The sequence below is a fragment of the Actinoplanes sp. NPDC051388 genome (assembly GCF_055586225.1).
The window spans coordinates 38,788-61,033 of sequence record NZ_JBVJIP010000024.1 but is presented as its reverse complement, the minus strand read 5'-3'; the positions used below and the strand labels follow the sequence as shown (position 1 = coordinate 61,033).

At 70.9% G+C, this 22,246-nt stretch carries 15 protein-coding genes; 5 read left to right on the top strand and 10 right to left on the bottom strand.

Annotated features, from left to right (window positions below; genetic code table 11):
- Window positions 1-113: 113 nt before the first annotated feature.
- The 3 genes from zwf to pgl are packed head-to-tail and all read left to right on the top strand — an operon-like array spanning window position 114 to window position 3,431.
- Window positions 114-1,631: a glucose-6-phosphate dehydrogenase gene (gene zwf / locus ACZ6TI_RS41745; RefSeq protein WP_465350817.1), complete on the top strand. Its 1,518-nt coding sequence runs from the start codon at window positions 114-116 to the stop codon at window positions 1,629-1,631.
- A 16-nt stretch (window positions 1,632-1,647) separates the two neighbouring features.
- A complete protein-coding gene (locus ACZ6TI_RS41740; RefSeq protein WP_465350816.1) occupies window positions 1,648-2,664 on the top strand; it encodes a glucose-6-phosphate dehydrogenase assembly protein OpcA in 1,017 nt (338 codons plus the stop codon).
- Window positions 2,661-3,431, top strand: a complete 771-nt coding sequence (gene pgl / locus ACZ6TI_RS41735) for a 6-phosphogluconolactonase (RefSeq protein ID WP_465350815.1) — start codon at window positions 2,661-2,663, stop codon at window positions 3,429-3,431. Before ACZ6TI_RS41740 ends, pgl begins: the two co-directional genes overlap by 4 nt.
- Here the strand turns inward: pgl and ACZ6TI_RS41730 are convergent.
- Together ACZ6TI_RS41730 and ACZ6TI_RS41725 are read right to left on the bottom strand one after the other, a co-directional pair.
- Window positions 3,408-3,866: a DUF4259 domain-containing protein gene (locus ACZ6TI_RS41730; RefSeq protein WP_465350814.1), complete on the bottom strand. Its 459-nt coding sequence runs from the start codon at window positions 3,864-3,866 to the stop codon at window positions 3,408-3,410. The two genes, pgl and ACZ6TI_RS41730, sit on opposite strands and share 24 nt — an antisense overlap.
- Window positions 3,867-3,878: 12 nt before the next feature.
- On the bottom strand, window positions 3,879-10,631 hold the full coding sequence (locus ACZ6TI_RS41725) for a polymorphic toxin-type HINT domain-containing protein (protein ID WP_465350813.1): 6,753 nt from the start codon (window positions 10,629-10,631) through the stop codon (window positions 3,879-3,881).
- Between the two features lie 324 nt (window positions 10,632-10,955).
- Between ACZ6TI_RS41725 and ACZ6TI_RS41720 the strand changes: the two genes are divergently transcribed.
- A complete protein-coding gene (locus ACZ6TI_RS41720) occupies window positions 10,956-15,371 on the top strand; it encodes a LamG-like jellyroll fold domain-containing protein (RefSeq protein ID WP_465350812.1) in 4,416 nt (1,471 codons plus the stop codon).
- 48 nt (window positions 15,372-15,419) lie between these two features.
- Here the strand turns inward: ACZ6TI_RS41720 and fliQ are convergent, their stop codons facing one another.
- The 3 genes from fliQ to ACZ6TI_RS41705 are packed head-to-tail and all read right to left on the bottom strand — an operon-like array spanning window position 15,420 to window position 16,998.
- Window positions 15,420-15,689, bottom strand: a complete 270-nt coding sequence (fliQ, locus tag ACZ6TI_RS41715; RefSeq protein WP_465348607.1) for a flagellar biosynthesis protein FliQ — start codon at window positions 15,687-15,689, stop codon at window positions 15,420-15,422.
- Between the two features lie 51 nt (window positions 15,690-15,740).
- Window positions 15,741-16,178, bottom strand: a complete 438-nt coding sequence (locus tag ACZ6TI_RS41710; RefSeq protein ID WP_465350811.1) for a hypothetical protein — start codon at window positions 16,176-16,178, stop codon at window positions 15,741-15,743.
- A gap of 52 nt (window positions 16,179-16,230) precedes the next feature.
- Window positions 16,231-16,998 (bottom strand): RNA polymerase sigma factor, encoded by a 768-nt coding sequence (locus tag ACZ6TI_RS41705; protein WP_465350810.1) that lies wholly within the window; start codon window positions 16,996-16,998, stop codon window positions 16,231-16,233.
- Window positions 16,999-17,561: 563 nt separating this feature from the next.
- Between ACZ6TI_RS41705 and ACZ6TI_RS41700 the strand changes: the two genes are divergently transcribed.
- Window positions 17,562-18,161 (top strand): GNAT family N-acetyltransferase, encoded by a 600-nt coding sequence (locus ACZ6TI_RS41700; protein ID WP_465350809.1) that lies wholly within the window; start codon window positions 17,562-17,564, stop codon window positions 18,159-18,161.
- Here the strand turns inward: ACZ6TI_RS41700 and ACZ6TI_RS41695 are convergent.
- The 5 genes from ACZ6TI_RS41695 to gap form a co-directional block, all read right to left on the bottom strand.
- Window positions 18,155-18,502 (bottom strand): RNA polymerase-binding protein RbpA, encoded by a 348-nt coding sequence (locus tag ACZ6TI_RS41695; RefSeq protein WP_465350808.1) that lies wholly within the window; start codon window positions 18,500-18,502, stop codon window positions 18,155-18,157. The two genes, ACZ6TI_RS41700 and ACZ6TI_RS41695, sit on opposite strands and share 7 nt — an antisense overlap.
- Before the next feature lie 131 nt (window positions 18,503-18,633).
- A complete protein-coding gene (gene secG, locus ACZ6TI_RS41690; RefSeq protein ID WP_465350807.1) occupies window positions 18,634-18,888 on the bottom strand; it encodes a preprotein translocase subunit SecG in 255 nt (84 codons plus the stop codon).
- Window positions 18,889-18,976: 88 nt separating this feature from the next.
- Complete coding sequence (tpiA, locus tag ACZ6TI_RS41685) at window positions 18,977-19,768, bottom strand: triose-phosphate isomerase (RefSeq protein ID WP_465350806.1); 792 nt, start codon at window positions 19,766-19,768, stop codon at window positions 18,977-18,979.
- A complete protein-coding gene (locus ACZ6TI_RS41680; RefSeq protein WP_465350903.1) occupies window positions 19,768-20,970 on the bottom strand; it encodes a phosphoglycerate kinase in 1,203 nt (400 codons plus the stop codon). Before ACZ6TI_RS41680 ends, tpiA begins: the two co-directional genes overlap by 1 nt.
- Window positions 20,967-21,962 (bottom strand): type I glyceraldehyde-3-phosphate dehydrogenase, encoded by a 996-nt coding sequence (gap, locus tag ACZ6TI_RS41675; RefSeq protein WP_465350805.1) that lies wholly within the window; start codon window positions 21,960-21,962, stop codon window positions 20,967-20,969. The genes ACZ6TI_RS41680 and gap overlap by 4 nt, the downstream gene beginning before the upstream one ends.
- Window positions 21,963-22,246: the final 284 nt, after the last annotated feature.

The window sequence follows — 22,246 nt, the reverse complement described above, 5'->3', positions numbered from 1 at the left end:
CCCTCCCGCCTCCCCCCCCCCCCCCCCCAGCCCCCCCCCCCCCCCCCCCCCCCCCCCCCCCCCCCCCCCCACCCCCCCCCCCCCCCCCACCAAACTTTGGCAGGATGGAATCCGTGGGCAATCCGCTGCGTACCGCACAGGACCGACGACTCCCCCGGATCCCCGAGCCGTGTGCTCTGGTGATCTTCGGCGTAACCGGCGACCTGTCCCGAAAAAAGCTCATCCCGGCGGTCTACGACCTCGCCAACAGAGGCCTCCTGCCGCCCGGCTTCGTGGTTCTCGGCTTCGCCCGTCGCGACTGGGGCGAGGGCGAGTTCGAGTCGCTGGCCTATGAAGCGGCCAAAAAGGGCGCGCGCACCCCGTGGCGTGAGGACGTCTGGCAGCGGCTGGCCAGCCAGTTCCAGTTCGTCCCCGGCTCGTTCGACGACGACGCCGCGTTCGACCACCTGGCGGCCACGCTCGACGACCTGCGCGAGCGCAACGGCATCCCGGGCAACGCCGCCTTCTACTTCTCCATCCCGCCGGCCGCGTTCCCGCTGGTGCTCAACCAGCTCAACCGCACCGGGATGGCCGACAACGCCAAGTCGGGTGGCTGGCGCCGGGTGGTGGTCGAGAAGCCGTTCGGCAACGACCTGGCCACCGCGATGTCGCTGAACCAGCTGGTGGACGAGGTCTTCACCCCGGCGGACGTCTTCCGGATCGACCACTACCTGGGCAAGGAGACGGTCCAGAACATCCTGGCGCTGCGCTTCGCGAACAGCCTGTTCGAGCCGGTGTGGAACTCCAAATACGTCGACTCGGTGCAGATCACGATGGCCGAGGACGTGGGCATCGGCACCCGCGCCGCCTTCTACGACGCGTCCGGCGCGGCCCGCGACGTGCTGCAGAACCACCTGCTGCAGCTGCTCGCCCTGGTCGGCATGGAAGAACCGACGAGCTTCGACCCCAATGAGGTACGCGCGGAGAAGCTCAAGCTGCTCAAGGCGATCGCGCTGCCCGCCGACATCTCCGAGGGTTCGGTCCGCGGGCAATATCTGCCCGGCTGGGTGGCCGGCGAGCGCGCGATGGGCTACCTGGAGGAGAAGAACATCCCGGCGGAGTCCACCACCGAGACCTATGTGGCGGTCCGGCTGGGCATCCAGAACCGGCGGTGGGCGGGCGTCCCGTTCTACGTGCGGGTGGGCAAGCGGATGCCGCGGCGGGTGACCGAGATCGCGATCCTGTTCAAGCAGGCGCCGCACCTGCCGTTCGACCCGGCCGACGTGGAGATGCTGGGCCACAACCAGCTGGTCATCCGGGTGCAGCCGGACGAGGGCGTGGTGCTCAAGTTCGGCTCCAAGGTGCCCGGCACCACGATGGAGGTCCGCGACATCGCGATGGACTTCCAATACGGCGAGGCGTTCACCGAGTCCAGCCCGGAGGCGTACGAGCGCCTGGTGCTCGACGTGCTGGTCGGCGACCGGACGCTCTTCCCGGACGCGGCGGAGGTCGAGCAGTCGTGGCGGGTCATCGATCCGCTCGAGGCCGCCTGGGCGGGCGTCAAGCCGGAGCCGTACCGCTCCGGCGAGTGGGGGCCGCGGGCGGCCGACGAGATGCTGGCCCGCGAGGGCCGCCAGTGGCGGCGTGCCTAATGAACAGGGGAACGAAGTGATCGGACTCTGGGACACCACCGGCAACGAGGTCGTCAAGGCCCTTGCCGCCGAGCGGCGCAGCGCGGGCGGCGTGGCCTCCGGGCTCGCGCTGACCCTGGTCGCCGTGGTGGAGGAGAAGCAGGTGCGCGAGGCCGAGGCCGCCGCCACCATCGCCGCCTCCGCGCACCCGTGCCGCCTGCTCATCGTGGTCCGCTCCGACCTGGAGGGTCGCAGCCGGCTCGACGCGGAGATCGTGGTCGGCGGCCGGCTGGGCCCGGCCGAGGCGGTCGTGATGCGCATGTACGGCCGCCTGGCCCTGCACGCCGAGTCCGTCGTGATGCCGCTGCTGGCGCCGGACGTGCCGGTGGTGACCTGGTGGTGCGAGCCGCCGCCGGACGTCATCGCCAACGACTTCCTGGGCGTGCTGGCGGACCGCCGGATCACCGACTCGGCGCTGGCCCCCGACCCGGTCGCGGCGCTGCGCCAGCGGGCCGCGGACTATGCACCCGGCGACACCGACCTGACCTGGACCCGCATCACGCTGTGGCGCACCCTGGTCGCGGGCGCGTTCGACACCACCGAGGAGCGGGTGGTCGGCGCGACCATCGTGGCGCCGCCGACCGATCCGACGGCGGCCCTGATGAAGGGCTGGCTGAAGTCGCGGCTGGGCATCGAGCCGGTGTGGGAGCCGACCGACCGGTCGCCGCGCATGCGCTCGGTGCAACTCGAGTGCGCGAACGGCGACTGCGTGACGGTGACCCGCGAGGAGGGCACCGCCCTGTTCAGCCGCACCGGCCAGGAGGACCGTTACATGCCGCTGCCCAAGCGGCCGGTCGGCGATGAGCTGGCCGAGGAGCTGCGCCGGCTCGACCCGGACCAGATCTACGGCGAGGCGCTGGGCGCGATGGCCGGGATCGACGGGCTCGACGTGAAGCCGCCTGCTCGCATACACGTCTGGAAGGACCCGGCGCTGGCCGCACGGGCCGGGGACACGGCCGGCGCGATGGCCGGACCGGGCGGCTCCGCCGCATGAGCGAGACCGTCGTGGTGGTGGTTCCCGACGCCGACATCCTGGCGTCGGCGGTGGCGGCCCGGCTGGTCGTCCGCATCATCGACGCGCAGGCCGAGCGCGGCTGGGCAAGCGTCGTGCTGACCGGCGGCCGCATCGCCGGCAAGGTGCTGCGCGCGGTCAAGGAGTTGCCGGCCGCGGACGCGATCGACTGGTCGCACGTCGACCTGTGGTGGGGTGACGAGCGGTTCCTGCCGGCCGGCCACCCCGACCGCAACGAGACGCAGGCCCGCGAGGCGCTGCTCGACGCGTTGCCGCTGGCTCCCGAGCGGGTGCACGCGATGCCCGCGTCGGACGGCCCGGACGGCGACGACGCCCAGGCGGCCGCGGCGCGATACGCCCGCGAGCTGGCCGACGCGGCAAAGCCCGGCAGCTCCGAACTGCCGCACTTCGACGTGCTGATGCTCGGGGTCGGCGAGGACGGCCACGTGGCGTCGATCTTCCCGGAGCACCCGGTCTATCACGAGACGGGCACGACGGCGGCGGTCCACAACAGCCCGAAGCCGCCGCCGACCCGGGTCACGCTGACGCTGCCGACCATCCGCAGCGCCGAGGAGGTCTGGCTGATCGCCTCGGGGCCGGACAAGGCGGCCTCGGTCGGCATGGCCATCGAGGGCGCCGGCCCCAAGCAACTGCCTGCGGCCGGCGCCACCGGCACCGACAAAACGTTGTGGCTGCTCGACCGCGCCGCCGCGGCCAAGGTGCCGTCAAAGGTCCGCAGCCTCCGCTGAGCCCGCCGCGGTGCCGAGCGCCGCACGCACCCGGCGGGCGGTCTCGACGGCCTTGAGATAGCGCTCCTCGTCCGCCCAGCCCTGCAGCCAGAGCCCGCCGTCCGGACCGGCGACCACGGTGATCGCGGCCAGCGCGTCGCGGGCCAGGTCGAAGGGCGGCGGGTCGAGGCGCGCCGCCGCGAGTTCCTCCTCGTAGTATTTCGCCTGCTCGGCGGCGATGTCCTCGCCGCCGGGCAGACCCACCGCGACCAGCGCGGCCGCGGCCACCACCTCGTCCGGGAAGACCTCCCGCATGAGCAGCTCGGGCCGGTGCACCGCCGTCGCGAAGATCTCTGCGAGTTCCGCGCGGCGCTCGTCCTGCCCCAACTCGGCGAGCTCGTCGAGCAGGTCCTGCGAACCGTCACTGCTGAACGGCCCGGTGCCGAAAGTGGCCATGCCGGTCAACTCCTAATTGTGGTACCAGAGTTTGAACTCTTCTGGCTTGTCGCTGATGACTCTCTTGCCGAGAGCCCGCCACCCGTCCGCCACGGATTGTTCCAGGCGCCGCGCGACGTCCCGGGAGGCGCGGCGGCCGCCGAATCCGCGTGGCAACTCGATCCAGGTCACGTTGACGATCCGGGACGGATCCGTGTAACCGGCCTTCCACGACGCGTGGTCCTCGTTCCTGGCCACCTGGTTGACGCGGCTGCGCATGTTGCCGGTGGCCATTCCCACGTACTTCGTGCCGTCGTCGAAGTGGACGGTGTAGACACCCGGCCGGGTCGGCACCTTGAACTTGGAGCCCGCACCGCTGCCTCGGCAGTTGTGCACCAGGACCGGGTCGTCGCCGGCCATGACGTAGTAGGTGTGGACGCGATCGACCGTCAGGTTGTGCACGGTCGCGGGTGCGCCGTAGGCGACGATCGCCAGCACCCGGACGGTGGCACCGTCCGGCGTCAGCAGCGCGTCGCCGGCCCGCAGGCCACCGGCCTTGACCCACTCGCCCTTCTCCGGCAGCCAGAACGGATGCCCGTCGGTCGCGGTGACCGTCGACGACGACCCGTCGTCCAGGGTGATCCGCACGAGCTGACGGTCTCCGGTGCCGGCGATCGTCGTGGTCACCCGTTCCGGCGCGGTCCGCCCGGTGGACGGATCCGTCGCCAGCACCTCGTCGTCGGGCCGGACCTTCTCGATCGGCCGGACCGAGCCGTCCGCCATCACCACGCCGGTGCCGGGGGTGAAGCTGTTGACGACGCAGCTGTCGCCCGCGGCCTCGGACGCCTCGTCGGCGCGCTTGGCGTTCGCGCCCTCGTCCGCCTGTTTGGCGCCGCCGGCGGCATCGTCCGCCTGTTTACCTCCGGCGGCCGCCGCTTCGTCCGCCTGTTTGGCGCCGGCCCCCGCCGCCTCGTCCGCCTTCTTGGCCGCGGCGGACGCGGTCGCGGATGCCGCCTCGTCGGCTCGTTTCAGGACGTTGTCGGCCCACTTGAGCTTCTCGCCGAAGGCCTTGACCGCCGAGTACGCCTTCTCGAACGCCTTGACGATCTTCGGCAGCTTGAAGATCTTGCCCCACGGGATGACGTTCGCGACGGTCATCGCACACGCCATCACGTCGCCCTTGGTGACGCAGTCGCGGATGTCGTTGATCCCGAGGACTTCCTTCAGGATCTCGCCGCCGGCTTCGAGGACGACGTCGAGCACCTTCTGCTTCTTGATCTTGTTGGCGTCGTCGACCTCCTTCTGCGGCGGGCCGCCTCCCTTGCCGTTGCCACCACCACCGCCGCCGCCGCCACCGCCGCCACCACCACCGCCGCCGCCGGAGCCGGAGCCGTCCCAGGCGCCGGTCTGGAGCCACTCGTCGTCGGTCATCGGCCGGAGCCCGTTCGCGTCGGACATCGACACCGGGCTGTTGTTGGCGTAGGAGTAGGCCTGCATCTGCTGCGGATCGCGCGGGTCCACCAGCGGATCCGCGGAGACGAACCGGCCGATCGCCGGGTCGTAGAGCCGCGCGCCGAGATGGGTGAGGCCGGTCGGGTCCTGCTCACCGCCGACGAAGCCCTTGCGATCGGGCCAGGTGGCCGGTGCGTCGCCTCTCGGCGCGCCGAACGGCGTCGTGCGGCGGCGTTGCACCGCCTGCGTCCGCTCGTCGATCGCCACGGTGCCGGTGCCGTGGTGGTCGCCGGTCAGCCAGGTGAGCCCGGCCGTCGTGCGCACCGCGATGGACTGACCGGAGAAGGCGTAGAAGCGGGTGGCCGTCTTCGCGTTCGTCGCCTTGTCGAGCCGCACCTCCATCCCGGCCAGGAAGAGCGTCGTGCCGGTCGCGTCGCGCCGCAGCAGCCGGCTGCCCGCCGCGTCGTACACCAGGTCGGTGGTCTGCCCGTTCTCCACCACCTTGGCCAGCTGACCCTCGGCGTCCCAGGTGAGCGCCTGCACCACGCCGGTCGGCCCGATCCGGGACGTGGTGTTGCCGGCTTCGTCGTATCCGTAGGCCAGGGTCTTGCTGCCGGAGGCGTCGGTGGTCGTCACCGACGTCACGGCGTGCGGCTTCGCGGCGGTCGGGGCCGGGTACTGGTATTCCCGGGTGGTGTCACCGGACGGCCGGTGCTCGACCTCGGACTTCCGGCTGCCGACCACGTCGTAGGTCCACGACGTCCAGTACGGCGCCGGGCCGCCGAGCGTGGCGACGGACCGGCTCGCTTCGCAGTCCGCGGACTGCGGTGTCCACGCCTCGGTCAACCGGTTCCGGTGGTCGTAGGAGAAGCACTGGGTGTCGCCGGCGCCGTCGGCCGCGTCGGTGATCTGCGTGATCATGCCGCCGATGTCCCGCTTGTAGCGGACATCGGAGACGCGGTTCACCGGGCCGGCCTGCTTCTCGGTGACCGCCCGCTCGAGCTGACGCGTGCCGTCCTCGTAGTGGAACGTCTGCCAGGTGGCCTTCGCAGCCGGCTGGTCGGCGCCGTCCAGATCGGACCGGATCTGCTCGATCTCGCTGAAGCGGGTGTAGTCGGTCTTCTCCACGTAGGAGCCGAGGGCGGAGTACAACGACCGCGGCAGCCCGAGATCGTCGTCGTAGCCCATCTGGATGGTCTCGCCGGGCAGTCCGCCGATCTCCGGATGAGTGGCCGTGGCGAGCGCGCCGTTCGGCCGGTACGTGAAGCCGAAGTCGTAGCTCCCGGCCAGCGCACCCTCGGCGGCGGGCAACGTGACCCGGGACGCTTCCGGGCGATAGGCGGCGTCGTAGCGCAGCACCCGGCTCTCGTACCGGGCGTTGTTGAGGTAGCGGACCGAACCGGTGGCGTATCCCTTCGCCAGCGTGTCGTACACCGTCTCGGTCCGCTTCGGCCCGGTCAACGACCCGTCGTGGGTGCGGATCTGCCGGCCCAGGTCGTCGTACGCGTAGGCCACGATCGCGCCGCGGCTGTCCTTCGTCGTCGCCACCTGGCCGGCGTCGTTGTAGGTCATCTCCGCCGCGCCGGTGTCGGGGTCCACCGTCTTGGTGACCCGACCGGTGAGGTCGTACTCGTAGCTGCGAACCGCGCCCGCCGGATCGGTCACGGTGGCCAGGTGTCCGGCCCGGTCATAGGTGTATCGCGTGGTGTCCGCCGCTCCGGCCGCGGCCGGCCCCCGGTACTGAATGCTCTCGGTGACGCGCCCGCGCACGTCCACCACCGTGGTCGCCGCCGTGCCGCGCGGCGGCAGCACCGTCGTCCGCTCCGCGTCGTAAACCGTTGTGGTGCGCCACTTCTCGACGCCGTTGGTCCGGAAGGCCTCGACGATCGCCCGCCCGGTCCCGTCGTACTCCGTGACGTTCTGGCCCGGCACCTGGTTGTCGTCCACCGGGTGCAACGTGCCGCCCGCCGCCGACGCGTTGTAATAGGCGCCGTTGCGCTTGAACGCCAGCCCGCGCGAGTCATAGAACGTGTCCGTCAGGATCCGGCCGCCGCCGGGCGCCGGCACCTGCGTCTGCCGGGGCCGCAACATCCCGTCGAAGAGCTCGTACGTCGCGATGTACCGGCCGTTCGCCGCGAGCCCCTTGGTCACCGTGTAGGTCGGGGCGTCCGCGCGCAGGTGATATTCGAACTCGCTGATCGGTGCGTAGCCGCCGGCCTTGGGACGGTCGGCGGACCAGCCCTTGATCAGCCGGCCGAGCGGGTCGTATTCCAGGTCGCTGCGCCGGTTGTTGGGGTCGACGCTGGCCAGGCCGGAGCCCCAGGCCGGTTCCAGGTGCACGGTGGAGGTGTGGCCCAACGGGTTGGTGGTGGTCACCGACGTCACCGGGCCGCCGGTGGCCGGGGCATAGGTGGTGAGGGTCCGCTTGCCCTTGACGTCGTACGACTCGGTGCCGCGCCCGTACGCGTCGACGGTGGTCCTGGTGGTGGTGACGTATTGCGGGGTGCCGCCGGCGTACCCGGAAAGCTCCTCCACCCGGACGATGTCGCCGCGGTCCGGCGCGGCGCCGTGCGCCTCGCCGCCGTCATAGAACTGCCGCACGTCGGAGACCACGTCGCCGGGACGCGCCGGGGTCCGGTCGCAGCCCACCGAGACGGTCTCCACCCGGGATGAGGCGACCCGGATCCAGCGGGTGTCGTTCGGGGCGGTGTACCAATAGCGTGCGCAGTTGTCGTCGCCGGGATCCGTGACGTCGCCGCGGTCGTGGCTCTGGGTGACCCGGCCCTCGGCGTCGAAGGTCTTGACCACCTCGGTGGTGCGCCAGCCGCCGCCGGAGAGCGGGCTGCGGTTGAGCACCCGGGCCTGATCCACCCGCCGGGCCTCGACCCGGCCCCAGTCGCGCGTCCGGATGGCAGTGGGCTCGGACCGCCACGGATCGGTGATCGTGGTGTAGAGCGGCGCGCCGGCCAGGAAGGTGACGCTCTCCCGCGGCTGGCCGGCGTACTGGTCCTCGTCGGGGAAGCTGCCGCCGAGCGAGTCGCGCACCACCTCGGCCCGGGTGCCCCCGCCGGGCAGTTTGTCGCCGTTCAGCCCGCGGAAGAACCGAGTCTCGCTGATCAGCGGCGTCTCGTGGTCGCCGCCCTTGATCGTGCGCACCCGGCCGTAGCCGCGCCACTGGGACCACGTCTTGTACTTCGGCTCCAGCAGGCCGTCGTTGTCCTCGTGCCGCCAGGCGGCGCCGTCGAGGTACTCGTACCGGGTCACCACCGGCGGGTTGCCCGGACTCCAGTCGTGCTCGGTGACCTCGTTGACGACGTACTTGTGGAACCAATCGGTGTCGACCTCGGTATCGCTGCCCGGCCGCGGCAGCTTGACCGGCATGCAGCGCATCGTGTTGTTGTGCTCGCCGGGCGGCATCCGGCCGCCGGCCTTGCGGCTGCAGTCCTCGCCGGAGTAGTCGATGGTGATGGTGCCGCCGGTGCCGTTGTGCACGGCGCTGACCCGCCACCAATTCATCGTCGCGCTGGTGTCCGAGTCCTTGATCACCCGGTTCGACTTCTGCACGCCGTCGAAGGTCACCTCGGGCAGCGCCACCGGCTGCTGCCCGGCGGTGGTCACGTGACCGGTGTGGGTGATGCCTTCGAGCCAGAGCCCGGCCCGCGTGCCGTCGCCCGGCGCCGGGTACTCGTGCCGCAGCGTCCACGAGTCGACGTCGCGGTGCGCGAGGCCGGTCCAGACCTGGGTGACGATCCGGGCCACCCGCTTCGTGGACCAGAACGTCGGCGAGAACTTGTCCGGGCACTTGCCGCCGTCGCACTTCTGGTCGAGCGGCGTGTCCGGGTAGGTGTCCGGCTGGGTGACCGCGCACGCCGACCCGGGTGTGCACCGCTCGGCCATCTCGAACCGGACCCGCCCGACCGGCTGGGTGGAGTAGACCTCGTTGTCCCGCTGGCCGTAGTCGATCCGGTCCAGCCAGCCGCCCCGCGTGTAGGACTTCGGCTGGTCCGCCTTGAGGTTCCAGGCGTAGTGGTTGCTCTCCTTCTGGTACCAGTACGACATCACGTTGTCGTGCGGGTCGATCACATAGTCCAGCTGCCAGCGATAGGCCTGGTAGCACGACGATCCGGGGAAGTCGCCGGCCTTGTGGCACGGCTCCCCCGCCTGGTTGCCGAAGACCGGCGCGGTCCACGCCGAGTTGGTCTCCGGCTTCCCGTCGGTCCAGCCGGGCAGGCGGTTGCGGCCGAAGTAGTACTGGGTGCCGTCGCTGGTGGTGACCCGCCAGTGCTCGCCGTCGTTGTCGCCGTTCGCCGCGCCGGTGAGGTGCTCCACCCGGGAGCCGTCGTCGTTGCGGATCTTCCAGGTGCCGGTGGCGTCGTCGCGGACGAGCTCGCCGCCGCGGCCGTTGAGGGAGAGCACCGCGTTGTCCGTGCCCCAGCACTGGTCACCGGTCTTGGTGGTGGTGTTGCTGCCGGTCATGTCGTCGGCGCAGGGCTTGTAGCGGCGCTCGATGAACCCGGGGTGGAAGTCGAAGCCCTCGCCGATCTGCGACGGCTGGTTGTTGGTCGCGGCGGTGCGCCCGTCGACCGCGGACGACGAGTACGCGAGCGCGATCTCCGGCGCCGGCCCGCCGATTCCGGGCGGCACCCGCAGCGGATAGGTCCAGCTGAAGTCGCCGGTCGGGTTCCCGCCGCTCCAGGTCGCCGACGGGGACAGCGAGGTGGCGGCGAAGCTGCCGGTCGGTCCGCCGGCCGCGGGCGCGGCCGCGTAGAGCGCGTCGGCGGTCACCGCGGCGGTGAGCGTGCCGGCCTTGGCGTCGTTGCGGGTGGGCAGCGGCACCGGCGCGCACTCCGGCCGTTCCGGCGAATTCGTTGCGCATTCGGGCAACCGGATGATCCGCAGCCGGTTCGACCAGTCGGCGCCGTAGGCGTCCCGGAAGCCGGTGTAGTCGAGACGCACCTGCACCGGGCCGGACCCGCGGAGGCCGCCGAGGCGCCACATCGGGCCGTCGACGCCGGCCGCCCGGGAACGGTCCCGGCCGAGGGTCTCGACCCGGACCGGAGAGGTGGCGGCGCGGGCGCCGGCCACGATCGACAGCGGCGAGCCGCCGGCCTTGACGGCCGCGCGGGGTGTGGTCAGCCGGACCTCGGTGACTCCGGCGCCGGGCCAGGTGACCGTACGGTTGCCGCGCAGCGCCCGCTGTGCCGCCGGATCGGGTTTGTTGCTCAGATGCGCAGGCGATTTCGCGGCCGGTACGGAGCGATCGGGCTTGCCCTTGGTCGGCGCGAAGTCGGCGGCGGACGCGGGCGGTGGCCCGGCCAGCGTGGCGACCAGCAAGGCGACAAGGCCTGCGGAAACGAATGTGGGTACACGTGAGCCGATACGCACTGGGCCCTCCCCCGTTGGGCTGCAGTCGAATTGGCGCGGACGGTACACAGAGGATGAGCGAGGGGTCAATGGCGCCCGGAAGCATGGCTTCGCAAGGGATCCGGCTTGTGGCACGCTGCGCTCGGGCGATCAGCCCCGGGTGCACTCCTGACGGGGGAGGTCTTTGTGCACGCTCATTCAGCCCTATTCGCGCGCCTTCTGACGCCGGCATTGCTGGCCACGTTAATCGTCGTTCCGTTCCTTCATTCGTCCGCGGCCGACGACCTCGCCGCGGTGACCGAACAACCCGACACCCGCACCGCGCTCGCCGCCGCGGACCGGACCGACCGGCCGGTCGAGGTGACCGCCGAGCGCACCCCGACCGGGCAGACGTTCGCGTTGCCCGACGGCACCATGCGGCGCGACGAGACGACGGTGCCGGTCCGGGCCAAGCGCGCGGACGGCACCTGGGGGCCGGTCGACACCACGCTGGTGCGGGACGGCCGCGGCGGGTTCCGGACGGCCGCCTCGCCGGTGCCGACGGTGATCTCCGGTGGCGGCACCGGCCCGTTCCTGACCTTCACCGACAACGCCGGGCACGAACTGGCGATGACCTGGCCCAAGGCACTGCCCGCACCGGTGGTCGGCGGCGACGTGGCCACCTATCCGGAGGTGCTGCCCGGCGTCGACCTGGTGGTCCGCGCCGAACGGGACGGTCCGCGCAAGGTGCTGGTGGTGAAGAACCGCACCGCCGCCCGCAACCCGGAGCTGGCCGAGCTGCGGCTGACGCTGCGGGCCAAGGGCGTACAGGTGAAGGTCGGCACCCAGCACAACCTGATCGCCACCGACCCCAGCGGCAAGGAGGTGTTCGTCGCCTCCCCGCTGACGATGTGGGACTCGTCCGGCTCCGGCCCCGAGTTCGGCGAGGAGCCGTCGAGCGACTGGGCGCCGCTGCACGGGGCCCGCTCCGCGCTGGTGGGGGTCAAGCTGCGCGGCGACAAGCTGGTGCTCACGCCGGACCGCAAGCTCCTGCGCGACCCGCAGACGAAGTTCCCACTGCGCATCGACCCGGTCTGGCAGTCCCGCAACCTGAGCTTCTGGCTGCTGATCAACTCGGCGATGCCGAACACCGCGATGTGGAACGGCGGCAGCCGCAACGGCGACCCGGACGGCGACCTGGCGATCGGCCGCAGCACCAACAACGGCTCCCAGTTCGTTCTGCGGTCGTTCCTGTTCTTCGACGGCAGCTTCTTCGCCGGCAAGAACGTGATCTACGCCGACCTGCACCTGACCATGGTCCACGCCTGGTCCTGGGCGTGCGACGAACCGTCCTATCCGCTGGACTTCCACCACGTCTCCGGCCTCAACGGCAACACCACGTGGAACAACCAGAACGTGTGGGGCGGCCGCTTCAACGAGGTGCACGCCACCCGCGGCAACCCGTCCGGCAACTGCCGCAACGACACCGACATCGTGGTCAACATGACGCCGCTGGCGCAGGCCTCGGCGGCCGAGGGCCGGTCGCAGGTCGAGGTGGGCCTGCGCGCCCGCAACGAAGCCTGCATCACCCAGAACGGCGCCCTCCAGTGCAAGGCCTGGCGGCGGTTCAAGGACGAGGGCAACGCGGTGGACGGCGGGGCGGCGGTCCGCTTCTCGGTCAACTACAACACCGCGCCGGCCGTCCCGAACGAGCTCAAGGTCAACGGGCAGGCCTGCGGCACCGAGCGGATCCTGCTCGGCGCGGCCACCAACTACTCGGTGACCGGCCGGCTCAGCGATCCCGACCTGGACAACGTCGACGGTGAGCTCCAGCTGTACCGCGACGGCGCCTCGGTGCACACCCAGCGCTCGGGCTACGTGGCCTCCGGCTCCGCCGTGACCTGGAACCTCGACGCCGGCCTGGTGCAGAACGGCGCGTACGACCTGAACTTCCGCGCGGTGGACAACGAACCGCGGTACAGCGGGTGGGCGCCGGCCTGCCCGATCCAGATCGACAAGGCGGTGCCCGCGCCACCCGGGGTGGCGTCCGCCGACTATCCACCCGGCAACGTGCAGAACGGCAGCGTGGGACGGACCGGTGTCTTCACGCTGAGCACCGGCGACGCCGACGTGGTCCGCTACCGCTACGGGCTGACCGATCCACCGGCCATCGACATCCAGCCGGCCACGCCGGGCGCCTCGGTGACCCTGCCGATCACGCCTGATCGGGACGGGCCGGTCACCCTCTACGTCCAGGCGATCGACCGGGCCGGCAACGCCAGCACGAAGACCGCGTACCTGTTCGGGGTGCGGCCGGCGACCGAGCCGGTGGCGCACTGGGCGCTCGACGAGGGCAGCGGCACCACGGCCGGGGACACCGCGTACCCGGGTCATCCCACCGACGTCTCCCGCCCGGCGACCATGACCGCCGGTCCGGCCTGGACCACCGACCCGGTGGACACCAAGCTGAACCACCGCACCTACCTGCACATGAGCGGAAACGGGGAGATCACCGCCGACGCCGCGGTGGACACCACCAAGGGCTACACGGTGGCGGCCTGGGTGCGGATGAGCACGCTGCCCACCGGCAACCGCACCATCATCTCGCAGTCCGGCACCCGGGTCGGCTCGTTCTATCTGCAGTACAACGCGGCCGACCAGCGCTACCGGTTCTGGCTGGCGAAGTCCGATGTGGACAACCCGGCGGGCACGGCGTCGGCGACCGCACCCACGGGGCCGCGGCTGAACGCCTGGACCCACGTGGCCGGCGTGTACGACCCGATGGGCGGCGGCCGGATCCACCTCTACATCGACGGGGTGCTGGTGAGCAGCGCCATCGCGGCCGCCGGGTTCAACGGCAACCAGGACGTGACCATCGGCCGGGTGCGCTGGAACGGCGGCAACTCGGACCGCTGGATCGGTGACCTGGACGACGTCCGGGTCTACGACCGGGTGGTGCAGCCGCGCGAGTTCATCCGGTTCGTCAAGCGCGTCGAGGGCTGGTTCGGCTTCCACGACGGCAGCACCCGGGCGCTCGCCGACCGGTCCGGTTACGGCCGCTCCGGCACGCTCTCCAACGGCGTCACGGTGGGCACCGGCTTCGACGGTCACGGCGCCACCTTCAACGGATCCTCGGGTGAGGCGACCGCACCGGCGGGCGGGCTCCGCACCGACGCGAGCTTCTCGGTGAGCGCCTGGGTCCGAATGGTCCGCGACGACACCACCAACCAGACGGCGGTGTCCATCGAGGGCAACCGGGTCAGCGGGTTCTACCTGCAATATCGCAGCGACAGCAACCGGTGGGCGTTCGTCCTGCATCCCGCCGACAGCGAGACCACGAACGGCGCGCTGGCACTTTCGGCCGCTCCGCCACGGCTCGGCGAGTGGACCCACCTGACCGGCGTGTACGACGCCACGGCCGCAACCGTGCAGCTGTGGGTGAACGGCGAGCCGCAGACCGCGGTGGCCTTCGACAAGCCCTGGTACGCGGCCGGCGACGTGGTGATCGGCCGCGGCCGGTGGAACGCCGTGCCGGCCGACTGGTGGAGCGGCGACCTCGACGAGGTGCTGGTGCACACCGGCGCCCTGAACCCGGTGGAGATCCGCACGCTCGCCGACCGGAACCTGCGGGTGCCCGCCGCGCAGCACCTGGCCGGCGACTTCACCGGCGACGGCAAGGCGGACACGCTGGTGATCCACGGCTATCCGAACAAGGTGATGAAGCTGTGGGCGCTGACCAACGCCGGCGGCGGCGAGCTGGAAGAGCCGGTGGAGGTGTGGAACAGCGAGTTCGCGCCGTGGGAGATGCCGACCGGGTGGCAGCACGACGGGGCGCAGTGGCTGGCCGGCGACTTCACCGGCGACGGCAAGTGCGACCTCGCCGTGGTTCTGCGCGACGACGCGTTCGGGGCGGACCGGCTGGTCCGCAACAGCGAGATCTGGATGTTCGAGTCGCTGGGCAACGGGTTCGCCGAGCCGGAGAAGGTGTGGGACAGCGGCGCCGACGGTGCGTGGCCGCTGGACTACCTGCACGCGTTCGCCGGTGACGTGGACGGTGACGCGAAGTCGGATGTGGTGCTGGTCCGGGACGAGACGCAGACCTCGTACCAGGCCTTCGCGTTGCGCTCGACCGGCGACGGCCTGGCCGCCCCGGTGTCCTGGCGCAACTTCACGCCGAGCGGCTCGGACACCTTCGACCCGCGCCGGGTCGCCCTCTCGGTCGGCGACGTCGACGGCGACGGCAAGGCCGATCTGGTACGAGCGAACAACTACCAGACGAACGCGGTCCGGCTGTGGGTCAACTACTCCGACGGCGCCCGTTTCGTCGAAGGCGTACAGCAGTGGGACAGCGGCACGGCCGGCTACCGCATCCAACTCGCCAAGATCGTGGTGACCGACGCGACGGGCGACGGCAAGGCCGACGTGGTGCACTACTACGACGAACCGGGCGGGCGGCAGCTCAAGGTGTTCGCCTCCACCGGCCGGGCGCCGTTCACCGCTCCGGCCGCATGGCTCGACACGGCGACCTGCGCGGCCTGCGTGGAAGCCGCGGGCGACTGGGCAGCCCTGTCCATCGCCGCCGCCAACCTCGACGGCGACGGCCCGCGTGACCTCGTCGGCCTGCGCACCACGCGGGACAGCAAGGTGATCCGCCTCTACACGATGCGGTCCACCGGCACCCGTTTCGAAAACCCGTCGCTGCGCTTCACCAGCGGCCCGGACGGAATGTAAAGAGAACGGGCCACCCCTTCGCCGGGGTGGCCCGTTTCTCAGCTTGTCTCAGCCCAGCAACGTCGGGATCTTCTCGAACAGGTCCTGGGTGAACTTGATCATCTCGTGCAACATCCAGTTACCCGAGAACAGAATCGCCGCACCCACCCCGATGGCCTTCGGCACGAACGAGAGCGTCGCCTCCTGGATCTGGGTGACCGACTGGAACAGCGAGATCGCGAAACCGATCAGCAGCGCGGTCAGCAACACCGGCGCGCACATCTTCGCGGCGATGGTCATGGCCTGCAGGCCCAGCTCGACGATCTGCGTGTCGGTCATGCCCATCAGTTCGCCGGACTTGAGAAAAGCCGGAGAGCGAAACGGGCGCGCCTAGGTTGCCGTTGGGTTCGCGGTCGGCGCCGGATCGGCCGCCGTGTCCCTCCGGGTCGTCGGCGCCGGGTCGCCCGACCTCGTCACGGCCGGGAGCGGGCCGGGCTCGGCGGGCCCGACCCCGCCGGAGGGAGTCGCCGACGGCCTCGGCGGTTCAGGTTGGGGGGTGGTCACGCTGGGCGACGGCTCCGGGGGTACGGACGAAGCCGGCAGATCGGGCCCCGAGGACGCACCGGGCACCAGCAGAACCAGCATCACCACCGCCACCGCGACCACCGCCACCGCGGCCGCCATCGGCGCCCACCACCGCATCACGAGCCGCCGCCGTGGCCGCCCCAGCGCGGTGGGTGGCACCGCCGCCTGCAGGTCAGCCTGGCCGACCAGCCCGGCCCGAGCCCCCAGGGCAGCCCGCACCCGCTCCTCGAGCTCAGCAGTCATCCCGGGCCCCTTTGCTCTGCACACATATACGCAACACCCGCGCCCGGCCGGCTCATCGGCGTGCCTCCAGGAGGCCGCGCAGGATGGTGAGGGCGCGGCTCGCGGTCGACTTCACGGTGCCGCGGGACACGTGCAGCGCTTCGGCGATCTCCAGCTCGGAGAGTTCGGACCAGTACCGCAACACCACCACCTGCCGCTGCCGCACGGTCAACTCCCCCAGCGCCGCCAGCACCTGCCGATCCCCTTCGCCGAGCAGCGCCAGATCCTCCGCGGCCGGCGCGCTCCCGGCGCGCGGCAGCACATAGGCCCGCGCGGTCCGCCGCCGGCGCAGTGCCGAGCGGGCCGCGTTCATCACTCCGGTGGTGAGATAGGCGTGCGGATCGGCGAGCGTCCGGAGATCGGCGCCGTGCCTCCGATAGAGCGCCGCGAACACGTCCTGCACGATGTCCTCCGCGGTGGGCAGGTCGTCCACCATGAGCACCGCCAGCCGCACCAGCCCGAGCCGCCGGGCGTGATAGAGCTCGTTGATCGCCGGCGTGCCCGGCACGGCGCCGGCGGTGCCGCCGAGACCATCTCCACGCGGACCGCCGCCTCGCGCGAAGCCGGCCGTGACCCCGCCCGCCCGATCAGACCGGAAAAGCCCAGCCCGCCACTCACCCAGCCGGGCGAAACAGCCGAGGAGGCGCCGCCGGATCGCTCCCTCTGGAGGCGTGACACCCCAGGGCCCGGGCAGCACACGATCCGGTGCGAAGAAGCCCAGCAGCCCACCCCACCGGTCGGTGACCGGCGGAGGAGGCGGCAGGGCTGAGGAGTAGGTCATCGCGTCCGGTGGATCGAGGTGGGCGACGGCACCGGCTTCGGCGCCCGTGTGCTGGTCGGCGTGGCCTCGGCCGGCTCCGGCTCATCCCCCGCCATCGACGTCGGCACCGGCGCGGGCGCGGCCGCCCGGGAGGACGTAGGCGCCGGCTCAGCAGGCTCGGGACTGACGCTGAGCGTAGGCGACGGCCGCGACCCATCGGTCTCAGCCGGGACTGGAGCCGGCGCGGCCCCGGTCTCAGCCGGGACCGGAGCCGGCGCAGCCGAGTCGGACGAGGAAGCAGGAGCGGGCGCAGCCGTCGACGAAGAGGTCGGCGAGGGAACCGGCCGAGGCGTGTCATCCCCCGCGAGCGCCACCGCCGCGGTCCCGAGAACCGCCGCCACCACCACCGACGAAGTGACCACAACCGCGCGCATCCGATTCATCGACAGACTCCAGGGGCGAGAGAGAGAAAGGAAGAGGTGAAACCCTCGACCGGACAGACGCCTCAGCCCCGAAAAGGTTGGCGATCAGAGGGTGATCCAGGTCACCCGGAGAGCGCTCTCTAGAATGCGTAGGTGGCCCCCATGATTCGCAGCTACGAGCCCACCGACCTGGACGCGGTCTACGACATCTGTGTCCGCACCGCCGACGCCGGCGGTGACGCCCGCGGCCAATACGTCGACGACCGCCTGATGGGCGACATCTTCGCGGCGCCGTACGTGACCCTCGAGCCGCAACACGCCCACGTCGTGGATGACGGCACCGGCGCCGCGGTCGGCTACATCCTGGGCACGGCCGACACACCCGTCTTCGCCCGGCGCTACCGCGACGAGTGGCTGCCGGCCACCGCGGGCCGCTACCCCGACCCGGCCGTCCCGCCGCGGAACGCGACCGACTTCATGCTCGGCCTGCACCTCAACCCGGAACGCATGATCGTGCCGGAGCTCGTCGACTACCCCGCGCACCTGCACATCGACCTGCTGCCGCAATGGCAGGGCAAGGGCTTCGGCCGCGGCCTGATGGAGGCGTTCCTGGCCGGGGTGCACGCGGCCGGCGCCGACAAGGTGCACCTGGGCATGGCGCCGGGCAACACGAAGGCCCGCGCCTTCTATGACCGCCTGGGCTTCACCGAGATCCCGGCGGGCGACCCCGGCGTGCTCTATCTGGGCCGCCGGACCTACTGAGAACGGCCCCGGCGCTGCCGCACCTTGGCCAGCGCCTCGGCGAGGATCGCCTCGCCGTCCGCGTCCGAGCGCCGCTCCTTCACATACGCCAGATGCGACTTGTACGGCTCCGTCCGCATCTTGCCGGGCGGGTTCTGCTCGTCGAGCCCGGCCGGCTGGCCGCACCGCGGGCAATCCCACGTCTCGGGCTCGGCGGCCTCGGCCGCGAACTTGACGATCGAGGTGTGGCCGGCGGCGCAGAAATACGTCACCTCCCGGCGCGGGGCGGGCTCACTGCGCTCGTCGGGGCGCATCGGGCTGGAACCGATGCGGCTACCACGGATGGCGCTGCCACTGGACACGGATGACGCTCCTGTCAGGCGAAACGAATGGTGCGAGTCAGGTCGGAAAAAGAACCGCGCGACCCGGAGTAATCAATCCGGACCGCGCGGCAGAGTCTACGACTCCGGTGTCCCCTGAGAAAGGACGAAAGTCAGCCGGCCTGCGCCACCTTGAGCCAGAACCCCAGACCGACGATGCAGGCGAACCAGATGATGCCGACGAGCACGGTGTAACGGTCGAGGTTTTTCTCCGCCACGGACGAGCCGGCCAGGCTGGAGGTGACACCGCCACCGAACATGCTGGACATGCCGCCGCCCTTGCCGCGGTGCAGCAGGATCAGCATGGTCAGGATGACGCTCGTGATGATCAGCAGAGTGATCAACGTGTAGGCGAACGCGATCGGCATGGTCGGGGCATTCCTCTCAGGGCTGGGCACAACAGCGCCCCAAACAATAGCGGGTCGCCCGGCCGCGGTGGTGACCGGCCGGGCTTCCTCAGCGTCCGACGTGCTCGCGATACCGGCAGATCGTCGAGAATTCCTCGGCGTCCATGCTCGCGCCGCCGACCAGAGCGCCGTCCACATCCGGCTGCGCCATGATCGAGGCGATGTTGTTCGCCTTGACCGAGCCGCCGTATTGGATGCGAACCGCCTCGCCCACCTCGGCGCCGTGCGTCTCGGTGAGCCGCGCACGAATCGCGCCACACACCTCCTGCGCGTCCTCGGGAGTGGCCGTCTTGCCGGTGCCGATCGCCCACACCGGCTCGTACGCGACCACGGTCTGCTTGATCTGCTCGGCCTTGACCCCCTCGAGCCCGGCGTCGACCTGGCTCAGCACGTACCCGACGTGGTCGCCCGCCTCGCGCACCTCGAGGCCCTCGCCGACGCAGAAGATCGGCGTGAGACCCGCCGCGAAAGCGGCCTTGACCTTGGCATTGACGGTCGCGTCGTCCTCGTTGTGGTGCTGCCGGCGCTCGGAGTGGCCGGCCAGCACATAGGTGCAGCCCAGCTTGGCGAGCATCGCGCCGGAGATGTCCCCGGTGTACGCGCCGCCGGCGTGCGGCGACAGGTCCTGCGCGCCATAGACGATCTGGACCTTGTCCCCGTCCACCGAGGTCTGCACGCTGCGCAGGTCGGTGAACGGCGGCAGCACGGCCACCTCGACCGCGGCGAGCACCTGCTCGTTGAGGCTGAACGCCAGCTTCTGCACCAGGTTGATGGCCTCGAGGTGGTTGAGGTTCATCTTCCAGTTGCCGGCCATGATCGGCCGGCGGCCCTCGTCACTCATCAGTTCTCCAGTGCAGCCAAGCCGGGGAGGGTCTTGCCCTCGAGGTATTCCAGGGAGGCGCCGCCGCCGGTCGAGATGTGCCCGAAGGCCGTCTCGTCCAGGCCGAGCTTGCGCACCGCCGCGGCCGAGTCGCCGCCACCGACCACGGAGAAGCCGTCGATCTTGGTGATCGCCTCGGCCACGCCCAGCGTGCCGGCCGCGAACGGCTCGAGCTCGAACACGCCCATCGGCCCGTTCCAGAACACGGTCTTCGCCGAGCCGATCGCGTCGGCGAAGAGGGCCACGGAGGCAGGCCCGATGTCGAGACCCAGGCGGTCCGAGGGGATGTCCGAAATATCCACTACATCATGCGCGGCGGAGGCGCTGAATTCGCTGGCCGCCACGACGTCCACCGGCAGCACAAGACGATCACCGGCGGACTCGAGAAGCGACGCACACGTGGAGATCATCTCGGACTCGAGCAGCGACTTCCCGACCTCGTGACCCTGCGCCTTGAGGAACGTGAAGCACATGCCGCCGCCGACGAGCAGCTTGTCCACCTTGGGCAGCAGCGCCTTGATCACCGCGAGCTTGTCGGACACCTTCGAGCCGCCGAGCACCACCACGTAGGGCTGCTCGGGATCGTCCGAGACACGCTTCAGCACCTCGACCTCGCGCAGCACCAGGCCACCGGCGTAGTGCGGCAGGAGGGCCGGCACGTCGTACACGGAAGCGTGCTTGCGATGCACCGCGCCGAACGCGTCGTCCACATAGGCGTCCGCGAAGGCCGCGAGCTGCGCGGCGAACGCGCCGCGCGCGTCGTCGTCCTTGGCCGTCTCCCCCGCGTTGAACCGCAGGTTCTCCAGCAGCAGGATCTGCCCGTCGAGCAGCGCGTCGGCCGCCGCCGACGCCGCCTCACCGACGGTGTCGGACGCGAAGATCACCGGGTTGCCGAGCAGCTCACCCATGCGGGTCGCCACCGGGTCGAGCGTGAACGCCGGGTCCGGCGCGCCCTTGGGACGGCCGAGGTGCGAGCACACGATGACGCGTGCGCCCGCGTCCCGCAGCGCGATCAGGGTCGGCAGCACCGCCCGGATCCGGCCGTCGTCGGTGATGACGCCGGCCTGTTGCTTGTCGAACGGGACGTTCAGGTCGGCGCGCACCAGCACGCGCCGACCGGACACACCCTCGCCGAGCAGGTCGTCGAGTGTCTTCAAGATCAGCCGACCAGCTTCACCAGGTCGACCAGGCGGTTCGAGTAGCCCCACTCGTTGTCGTACCAGCCGACGACCTTGACCTGGTCGCCGATCACCTTGGTGAGGCCGGCGTCGAAGATGCAGGAGGCCGGGTCGGTGACGATGTCCGACGACACGATCGGGTCCTCGGTGTAGACCAGGTAGCCCTTGAGCGCGCCCTCCGCCGCGGCCTTGACGGCCTGGTTGACCTCGTCGACCGAGGTCTCGCGGGAGGCGGTGAAGGTCAGGTCGGTGGCCGAGCCGGTCGGGATCGGCACGCGCATCGCGAAGCCGTCCAGCTTGCCCTTGAGCTCGGGCATGACCAGGCCGATCGCCTTGGCGGCGCCGGTCGAGGTGGGCACCACGTTGATCGCGGCGGCGCGCGCCCGGCGCAGGTCCTTGTGCGGGCCGTCCTGCAGGTTCTGGTCCTGCGTGTAGGCGTGGATCGTGGTCATCAGACCCTTTTCGATGCCCACCGAGTCGTGCAGGGCCTTCGCCATCGGCGCGAGGCAGTTGGTGGTGCAGGAGGCGTTCGAGATGACCGTGTGCTTGGCCGGGTCGTAGAGGTGGTCGTTGACGCCCATCACGATCGTGATGTCCTCGTTCTTGGCCGGCGCCGAGATGATGACCTTCTTCGCGCCGTTGTCCGCGTGCACCTTGGCCTTGGTGGCGTCGGTGAAGAAGCCGGTCGACTCGATGACGACGTCGGCGCCCACGTCCGACCACTTGAGGTTGGCCGGGTCACGGTCGGCGAACGCCTTGAAGGTCTTGCCACCCACGGTGATCTCGTCGGCGGTGGCCTTCACCTCGTGCGGCAGGCGACCCAGGATCGAGTCGTATTTCAGCAGGTGCGCGAGGGTCGCGTTGTCGGTCAGGTCGTTCACGGCGACGATCTCGATGTCCGCCCCGGACGCCTGCACGGCCCGGAAGAAGTTGCGGCCGATACGGCCGAAGCCGTTGATGCCAACCCGGATGGTCACAGGATCTCCTCGTGCTAGGCCGACCTGCGCATCCCGGGCCGGCGAGTTTTCTCCACGGCCGCCGCAGCCGCTCGAAGCAGCGCGGTCAGGCCGTTCTTCCCGGCACCGTCGCCGTCGCCCTGACCTTATCCGAGCCGGTGGCGGCCCTCCCGCCCGGGTCCGCGACCTGATCGTTACCTAAGCCAAATGCGAAAACCTTTTGGGATACGCGTGCCGACAAGTCCCGTCCCCACCGACAGCCTAGGCGCGGGTCCGGGCCGCCCCGAGCCGTCCGGCCCGGTGGT